Origin of the sequence: Asaia sp. SF2.1 (assembly GCF_000505765.1) — a bacterium.
Lineage (GTDB): Bacteria > Pseudomonadota > Alphaproteobacteria > Acetobacterales > Acetobacteraceae > Asaia > Asaia bogorensis.
In genome coordinates, this window is sequence record NZ_AYXS01000033.1 from 1 (window position 1) to 4,152 (window position 4,152).

Below are 4,152 nucleotides of genomic sequence, written 5' to 3' on the forward strand. Positions count from 1 at the left end.
TCTTACTCAGCCTTTCAGGCAGTCACCGCGGCGTGTTCCGCTGCGGTGAACGGGCTTTTACGGAAACCAGGGGGGGTTGTCAAACACTTCCTCAAATCCCCCAAAACCCACGCCAGACATGGGCCACACCCGATTCCTCACCCCACACACAACCCAATCCAAACCAAAAAAGTCCAAAAAAAAGGAAAAAACTCACACCACAGGAAACGCAGGACTCAAATGACCACCAACGCGAACCGCCTCAATCCTCACCGCCAACCCCGTCCGGTCATCCGTCTCAACAAAAACCCCACACACGGTCGCCTCACCTTCGGCCGGTTGCAGGCGCTCACCCGGCAGCTTGCGTACGAAGCGATAGAGCGAGGCTTCCTTGCCCATGCCAATTACACTGTCATAGTCGCCGCACATGCCTGCATCGGTCTGGTAAGCCGTCCCCTTCGAGAGGATACGATAATCAGCCGTCGGCACATGGGTATGCGTACCCACCACAAGCGAGACCTTGCCATCGAGGTAATGACCAAATGCCATTTTCTCGCTTCCTGTCTCGGCATGCAGATCCACGATAATGGCATGGGCGGTCATGCCAAGCTTGTGACGCGACAGGCACTCCGTGACGGCCCGGAAGGGATCATCGAGCGGGTCCATGAAAAGACGCCCCATGACATTGATCACGAGCACCTTACGCCCGTTGGGGAGCACGATCACGAAGGACCCCTGCCCCGGCGTGCCCGGCGGAAAGTTCAGCGGCCGAATGATCCGCGGCTCCGCGTCGATCTCGCGCAGCAGCTCCTTCTTGTCCCAGGCATGGTTTCCCAGCGTGATCACATCGACCCCCGCCTTGAACAGATCGGTGGCTATAGCAGAGGAGAGCCCAAAGCCATGTGAGGCGTTTTCGCCATTTACCACCACGACATCGAGCTTCAGGGTTTCACGCCACGCTGGCAGACACGCCATGACCGCCTCACGGCCCGAACGCCCCACAATATCCCCAAGAAAAAGTAGTCTCACCCTGCTCTGCCTTCCCCGGCCTGTTGTCTGATAATTTCCTGCTCCGTCACGATCCGGTCGAGGGGCTCGTCATGCGCGCCCACGGGCACCGAAGCCACTTCCTGCCATGACAGCGCAAAGCCGAACGCCCTGCATTTCAGCGCGTCGAGAGTACGGTCGTAATACCCCCCGCCATAACCAAGGCGATTGAATGTCCGATCAAACGCCAGCAGCGGCACCAGCACGAGATCAGGGCGATCGTAATCGCCATCGGGATGGTAGGTTCCAAAGCGCCCCATCACCATCTCGCAATCCGGCCTCCACCGTCGAAACAGCAGAGGCTCTCCCTTGGGCGTTGTCTCAGGCAGCAGCACATGCCGCCCGGCGTTGAAGAGCAGATGGCACAAAGCGCGCAGGTCCGCCTCACCAGGGAGGGGCCAGACGCAACCGATCTGGCCCAGGTCTGGCTCAGCCAGAATCTGCATGGCGAGATTATTGTTGAGGGCCGTGTTTTCAGCGGGGGAGATGGGGCGTTCGATCCGGCGCTGTCGCATGATGCGGCGCAGATCCTGCTTTTCCCGATCGATATTCATGTGTGGAACCACCATGGCCGTCGGTCTTTCAGCCCTCCCGGACCTGCTCACGCAGGTGGGCGCCAGATATCATGACCACGATCACGACAGAGCCAGCTCCCTAAGGAAGTGCTTATCGGCCCAGGGGTTGAGTTGCCTGACGTACCGGGCAGTCCCACCCGACACTAACTAGGCACTCTCCAGCTCGGCTGCAATGCCTTCGGCCCGCTCCGCCAGCAAATTAAGCTTCTGCTCGCGCGATTCATTCTCGGCGATGATGCGCTCGGCACGCTGGACGCGCTCATTCGTGGTGGTTGGCAGAATTTCCTTGGCCAGGTCATGCAGTTCATCCGCCATGAACAGCGCCGCCATGACGAGCGTCCATGACTCGCCACCCTGCGTGCCAAGCCCGCGCACACGATCGATACGCCGCTCAACCTGCCTGGCCAGATCCTGAAGATAGCGTTCCTCGCCATCCTTGCAGCCAATTGTATAGGAATAGCCGTTAAGTCGAATGGAAACCTGTGCCATGATCAGACAGCCTCCTCATCAGCCAGATACTCGATCATGTCCCGTACCCGCAGCCGAAGCGCTTCGATATTGGCCGCAAGAGGCTGCCAGTCCATGGGCTCAGGCGCGTTCGCCTGCGGATGATGCAGAGCATAGGCGATGCGATCGAGTGCCTGCTCGATCCGATCCTCAGGTCTTGCCTTTCCTGTGGCGCTATCGGTCTGATCCGTCAAAATGGCCTCATCATCCACACCGGGTTTCCGCTTGTGCTAGAGAAGCTCTCATAATGTCACAAGGTCAAGCATGAAGCCGGTGCAACACCTCCCCCGTAGGATTGTCGCTCTCTCGGATGACTCGCTCTTCCCGCTGCTTAGCCAGTCGGGTTTCAGCGTCCCCTATGCAGTCATATCCGGTGAGGGGCTTGGGCCCATCATGGGGTTTCCGTGGTGGTGCGCCCTGACCGAAGGCCTTACCGTACCCACGATTTTCGATGCTGGTTACGCCGCCTCACTCGCTGCCTGCGCCCTGCGGGAGGGACAGAAATGGGTGGTATGCACGGCAGATGCCCCCTCTATCGAGACCGTGTGCGATATTGCACGGCAGTGCGGTGGCCATCTTTTGACAACACGCCCCGCTGCACTCGCTCTTGGCAGGCCGCCTTATAACGCTTACCGGATTGGACAGCTTCACCAATATCTCGCGCCAGAGTCCTGAGCGCCCTATCGGACGGATTGCCACCATGCTGCCTTGCGAACTCTATCTGGTCACAATGCCGGATTTCGACCCGTCACGTGAGCTGGCCGATCTGGCGAAAGTGCTTGAACGCTGGACCCCCGCCGCCCTGCGTCTTTCCACAACCGATGAGACCCGTGCCAGAAGCTGTGTGCATGCCATTCGCGAGACCGTGCAGGCCAGCGGCACGGCCCTGATCCTGACAGACCTTCCGGCTTTGGCGCATGAACTGGGTTGCGACGGCGTGCACCTTACCAGTAGCCCGGCCCAATGCCTGACAGCCCGTGAAGAGCTGGGGCGCGACCTGCAACTCGGCGTCTATTGTGGCACAAGCCGTGACGAGGCCATGAGCGCAGGCGAACTAGGCGCTGACTATATCGCCATAGCCCCCAATGCGCCTGATCTGGCTGCATGGTGGTCACAGATGATGGAATTGCCGGTCATCGCCGAGGACATTGAGACAAAGGAACAGGCAATCGCCATGTTCAAGGCCAATGTCGATTTTCTCGCCGTCCCTCTCAGCTTCGTCGATGCCGACGAAGCCGGGGCAAGGCTGAGCGATATCGTCAGCCGCGCGGCGGAAGAATATCCTGGGTGATATAGAGCGTCCCGTTGGACTGCGGGGCGCCATTAAGCCAGATTCTGGCGACACGACCGGTCATATTCACCAGCGTGAATTGCCCGCTCGACGCGTCGCGCTGCACGGTGAGCGCATCTCCGCCAAGTGTCTTCAGCGCGATGCGGTCACTCTTCAGACGTTTCATCGTGGCATTCAGTCTGGCTGGTGACCAGTTGCCCCGTACGATCGTGTAACCAAGTATCTGTCGCAGGGTCGTCGCGTTTTGCGGGTTCATCAACCCACCCGGCACCTGCGCTGCATAGCGTTCAAAGGGCTCGTTGGGGATGGCGAACACCGTAAAGGGACCGTTCCGGCCCAATCGGGCGAACATGGCCGATTGACGCAGGGCTTTGCGATAATCAGCCAGTTCCAGAGACGCCGATATGTTGTCCAGCAGCGGCCTGTCGCTGAACGAGAAAGTCGGGGGTTCCTGATAGGCAACCGGGCTCGACGTCTCGCTCTTGGTCGAGGCGTGGTACATGTGACTGCTGCTCACAGCCGGCATCTGCACAGCGGAGAGTGAACCCTTGATATACAGAGGGTCCTGGGCAGCCCTGCTCTCGCACCCGGCCAGAGCAAGAGCCACCACTGCCCCGCCCAACACTCGTGTTCTTATTGTTCTTGTTCTAGTCGGCAACATAAGGTTCAGCATCCATCTCCACGCATGGTCCAGCCGACCACACGACTATTGGTTAGCTCGAAAGTCGTCTGACAGGTCGTATTGTAATAGCT

The 4,152-nt window shown here is 59.3% G+C and carries 7 protein-coding genes and 1 other RNA gene; 2 read left to right on the plus strand and 6 right to left on the minus strand.

The annotated features are described in order from the left end of the window. Positions 1-192 precede the first annotated feature (192 nt). The 5 genes from P792_RS31205 to P792_RS31220 all read right to left on the minus strand — a co-directional run bounded on the left by P792_RS31205 (position 193) and on the right by P792_RS31220 (position 2,320). A complete protein-coding gene (locus P792_RS31205) occupies positions 193-1,008 on the minus strand; it encodes a TIGR00282 family metallophosphoesterase (protein ID WP_031241143.1) in 816 nt (271 codons plus the stop codon). Next, entirely contained in the window at positions 1,005-1,595 is a 591-nt protein-coding gene (locus P792_RS31210; RefSeq protein WP_023979293.1) for a 5-formyltetrahydrofolate cyclo-ligase, read from the minus strand. The genes P792_RS31205 and P792_RS31210 overlap by 4 nt, the downstream gene beginning before the upstream one ends. Next, positions 1,582-1,738: non-coding RNA, 6S RNA (gene ssrS / locus P792_RS36645), on the minus strand. The genes P792_RS31210 and ssrS overlap by 14 nt, the downstream gene beginning before the upstream one ends. Before the next feature lie 10 nt (positions 1,739-1,748). Then, positions 1,749-2,090, minus strand: coding sequence for a cell division protein ZapA (locus P792_RS31215; protein WP_023979294.1), 342 nt, complete (start codon positions 2,088-2,090; stop codon positions 1,749-1,751). A 2-nt stretch (positions 2,091-2,092) separates the two neighbouring features. Then, positions 2,093-2,320 (minus strand): hypothetical protein, encoded by a 228-nt coding sequence (locus P792_RS31220; protein ID WP_023979295.1) that lies wholly within the window; start codon positions 2,318-2,320, stop codon positions 2,093-2,095. Between the two features lie 52 nt (positions 2,321-2,372). Between P792_RS31220 and P792_RS31225 the strand changes: the two genes are divergently transcribed. Together P792_RS31225 and P792_RS31230 are read left to right on the plus strand one after the other, a co-directional pair. Then, positions 2,373-2,783 carry a hypothetical protein gene (locus P792_RS31225; RefSeq protein ID WP_023979296.1) on the plus strand — a complete coding sequence of 137 codons (411 nt, stop codon included), beginning with the start codon at positions 2,373-2,375 and terminating at the stop codon, positions 2,781-2,783. Positions 2,784-2,808: 25 nt separating this feature from the next. Then, complete coding sequence (locus tag P792_RS31230) at positions 2,809-3,399, plus strand: thiamine phosphate synthase (protein WP_023979297.1); 591 nt, start codon at positions 2,809-2,811, stop codon at positions 3,397-3,399. On the opposite strand, the gene P792_RS31235 is transcribed toward P792_RS31230, so the two are convergent. After that, positions 3,368-4,072: a fasciclin domain-containing protein gene (locus P792_RS31235; protein ID WP_031241145.1), complete on the minus strand. Its 705-nt coding sequence runs from the start codon at positions 4,070-4,072 to the stop codon at positions 3,368-3,370. The two genes, P792_RS31230 and P792_RS31235, sit on opposite strands and share 32 nt — an antisense overlap. Between the last annotated feature and the right edge of the window lie 80 nt (positions 4,073-4,152).